Origin of the sequence: Thauera phenylacetica B4P (assembly GCF_000310225.1) — a bacterium.
Taxonomy (GTDB): domain Bacteria; phylum Pseudomonadota; class Gammaproteobacteria; order Burkholderiales; family Rhodocyclaceae; genus Thauera; species Thauera phenylacetica.
Genome location: NZ_AMXF01000318.1, coordinates 1 through 3,495, shown reverse-complemented (window position 1 = coordinate 3,495; position 3,495 = coordinate 1). Strand labels below are relative to the sequence as shown.

Genomic DNA, 3,495 nt, shown 5'->3' with positions numbered 1-3,495 from the left:
AAGGGGGCCGGGCGCCCCCGCGGTGCGGCGTGCCGCCCGCCTCAGGCGCAGGACGCGACCGCGCCGCCGTCCGCCGGCGACACTGCGCGGCCGCTGGCGTGATTGCACACGAAGACATCGGCCGGCAGCGGGCGGCCGAACAGCCAGCCCTGCGCCTCCTCGCATTCGACCGTGCGCAGGAAATCGCGCTGCGCCGGGTGCTCGACCCCCTCAGCGACCAGCTTGAGGCCGAGGCTGCGCGCCATCGCCGCGATCGCGCCCACGATGGCGACATCTTCCGCGCTGCCCGGAATGCCCTCGATGAAGGACCGGTCGATCTTCAGCGTGTCGATCGGCAGGCGTTTGAGCTGCGAGAGCGAGGAGTAGCCGGTGCCGAAATCGTCGATCGCCACGGAGATTCCCCGCGCGCGCAGGCGCCGCAGGGTCTCCACCGAATCGTCCGCGTCGCGCATGACCGTGCTCTCGGTGATCTCGAGCTCGAGCCGGGACGAGGACAGCCCGATTTCATCCAGGATCCGGCACACTCGGTCGGCCAGGTCGGGCTGGCGGAACTGCCGCGCGGACAGGTTGACCGCCAGCCTCGGCACGACCAGGCCGCGCCGGTCCCAGTCCGCCAGCTGCTTGCAGGCAGTGCGCAGCACGTGCTCGCCGAGCGGAACGATGAGTCCGGTCTCCTCCGCGATCGGGATGAACTCGGCGGGCCCGATCATCCCGTCGCGGGGGTGCCGCCAGCGCACGAGCGCCTCCACCCCGGACACGCGACCGTCCGCTAAGGACACCTGGGGCTGGTAATGGACCTCCAGCTGCCCCTCGGCGAGGGCGCGACGCAGGCCGTTCTCGAGGTCGAGGCGGCGATGCGCCTGCGCGTTCATCTCGCCCGCGTAGAAGCAGAACCCGCCCCGGCCCGCCTCCTTGGCGCGGTACATCGCCGTGTCGGCGTTCTTGAGCAGGGTCTGCGGGTCGGAGCCGTCACGCGGATGGAGGGCGATACCCACGCTGGACGACACCGGAAGCGTGCGCCCGCCGATCACCACCGGCTCGGCCAGGCGGGCGGCGATCTTGCCGGCGACCGTCGCCGCAAACTCGGCTCCCGGCAGGTCCTCGATGAGGACGACGAACTCGTCGCCGCCGAGGCGGGCCACGGTGTCCTCCGCCCGCAGGCAGGACGACAGGCGTGCCGCGACCTCGCGCAGCAAGGCGTCGCCGACGTCGTGACCGTAGCCGTCATTGACCAGCTTGAAACGGTCGAGATCGAGGAAGAGCACCGCCAGCGCGCCGTGGTTGCGGCGCGCGATCGCATGGCGCAGGCGATCGTGGAACAGCATCCGGTTGGGCAGCCCGGTCAGCGGATCGTGGCTGGCGAGATGGTTGAGGCGCTCCTCGGCATCCTTGCGCCGGGTGACGTCGTTGAGGACGCCCACGTAATGGGTGATGGCGTCGGCCTCGTTGCGCACCGGCGCGAGGAAAAGCTCGACCCAGCGCCGCTCGGCGTCCTCGCGGTGCAGCTCGAGGACGGTCGTGCCCTCGCTGCCGCTGGCGATCGCGTGCCGGATCTCCGCGTAGCCGTCGTCCCCATGATTGCGGCAGATGCACGGCTGGCCGAGGACCGCGCCGGTGCGCGCGCCGAGCGCACGCTCGAAGGCCGGATTCACGTAGATCAGCGGATAGTCGGCCTGCTGCGCGTCGGCGATGAAGATGCCATTGACGCTGGACTCGATCGCGCGGTCACGCAGCGCGATGCGCCGCTTGTCGGCATGGAAGTAGGTGTCCAGGGTGAGGCCGAGGTCGAACAGGGCGATCTTGAGCAGGGCGTCCAGGGTCGGCAGGACGTCTTCGCGGCGGCCGTCGAAGCGATCCCACACGGTGTGCATCATCGCCGACAGGTAGGCACGGAAGGCGCCGATGTACCACTTCGGCTCCAGTCCGATGCGGGCGTGGGTCAGGCCGACCTCGAGACGGCGGGCGACGTAGGCGGCATCGTAGCGGCCCGCCGTCAGCTCGCGGAAATAGCGCTCGTGCGCCGCCCTCAGCCGGGTGACGGTGGCGTCGTCGCGCAGCAGCCCGGCCAGCGGCGGATAGGTGCGCAGCATGTCGTAGAACGCGCCCGTGAAGCCGTGCCCATCCGCAGGCAGGACCTCATGCAGGCGGCGCAGCAGCTCGACGTCCGTGTCCCCGAGCGCGAGGAAGCGCCGGCGCAGCGCGATCTCGTCGCCATCGATGCGCATCTCGCGCGCACTGTTCCCGCCTTCTCCCTGCATCACCTGCCGCAATCCTCCGTGTCCATGCCCGCGGGCCGGCCCCCGTCCGGGTGCCCCCTCATGCCTTCGCGCCGGGGTCGTCCGCACCCGTGTCGAGCCAGGCGCGCTTGCCGGGCACCTTCGCCCATTCTTCGGCATCGGACAGCGCCTCGTGCGCCTCGACGATGCGCGGCCAGGCCTTCGCCAGCGCGGCGTTGAGCGCGAGGTATTCGCGCTGCTCCGCGCTCAGCTCGTCCTCCGGCACGATTGCATCGACCGGGCACTCGGCGACGCACAGGGTGCAGTCGATGCACTCCTCGGGGTCGATCACGAGGAAATTGGGCCCCTCACGGAACGCATCGACCGGGCACATGCTCACGCAATCCGTGTACTTGCAGCGGATGCAGGCTTCGGTGACGACGTGGGTCATGCCCGCTTCTCCTCGAACAGGGTCTCGACGAGCGGCGCCAGCTCACGCGCTTCCTCGGCGAAGTGGGCGACGAGCGCGGCGCGTTCCGCGCGCAGCTCGGCCGCACCGGCGCCGGCGAGGCGATGCCTGCCGAGCCGCAGCGCGGCATGGAGCTCGCGCGACCGCTGGACGAGGCGAGGGTGGCGTTTCATGGCAGTTCCTCCGGTCGAGTCCTTTAAGATACATATTAACTGCATCTTTTAAAGAGTCAACAGAAATGAATCTATTGCTGCTACGATGCTGCCCGCAACCTGTCCCGGCGGCTTCCTCGCGATGAACATTACCCAGCACACCGATTACGCGCTTCGCCTGCTCATGTATCTCGGCGCCTGCCCGGAGCGGCGCGTGACCATCAAGGAAGTGGCGGAACGCTTCGACATCTCGCGCAGCCACCTGATGAAGCTGGTCACCGAGCTGGTGACGAAGGGTTTCGTCGATGGCGCGCGCGGCAAGGGCGGCGGACTCCGGCTGGCGCGGGCGGCGACGCGGATCGGCCTCGGCGAGGTGGTGCGCCAGATGGAGCCCAGCTTCGCGCTGGTCGAGTGCTTCGGGTCGGGATCGCACTGCCTGCTCGACCCCGCCTGCCGGCTCAAGGGCGCCCTCGCCAGTGCCCTGCAGGCCTTCCTTTCCGAACTCGACCGCCTCACGCTCGCCGACCTGATCGGCGACGACGGCCGCTTGCAGGTCACGCTCGGCCTCCCGCCAGCGGACGCGCAAGCACCGCGGCCGACGATCGCGATCCGGCCCGCCCCGCCGGCAGGCTGAGGCGGGCGGCGGCGCAGACGCGGC

The 3,495-nt window shown here is 70.1% G+C and carries 4 protein-coding genes; 1 reads left to right on the top strand and 3 read right to left on the bottom strand.

What is annotated here, in order from left to right; genetic code table 11:
• Nucleotides 1-41: 41 nt before the first annotated feature.
• The 3 genes from C667_RS21160 to C667_RS21150 are packed head-to-tail and all read right to left on the bottom strand — an operon-like array spanning nt 42 to nt 2,858.
• Nucleotides 42-2,258, bottom strand: a complete 2,217-nt coding sequence (locus tag C667_RS21160) for a putative bifunctional diguanylate cyclase/phosphodiesterase (protein WP_004382816.1) — start codon at nt 2,256-2,258, stop codon at nt 42-44.
• 58 nt (nt 2,259-2,316) lie between these two features.
• On the bottom strand, nt 2,317-2,667 hold the full coding sequence (gene fdxA, locus C667_RS21155) for a ferredoxin FdxA (RefSeq protein ID WP_004382814.1): 351 nt from the start codon (nt 2,665-2,667) through the stop codon (nt 2,317-2,319).
• Nucleotides 2,664-2,858 carry a hypothetical protein gene (locus C667_RS21150; RefSeq protein WP_004382812.1) on the bottom strand — a complete coding sequence of 65 codons (195 nt, stop codon included), beginning with the start codon at nt 2,856-2,858 and terminating at the stop codon, nt 2,664-2,666. The genes fdxA and C667_RS21150 overlap by 4 nt, the downstream gene beginning before the upstream one ends.
• 121 nt (nt 2,859-2,979) lie before the next feature.
• Here C667_RS21150 and C667_RS21145 point away from each other — a divergent pair, with 121 nt between their 5' ends.
• Nucleotides 2,980-3,471 (top strand): Rrf2 family transcriptional regulator, encoded by a 492-nt coding sequence (locus C667_RS21145; protein ID WP_039922615.1) that lies wholly within the window; start codon nt 2,980-2,982, stop codon nt 3,469-3,471.
• Nucleotides 3,472-3,495: the final 24 nt, after the last annotated feature.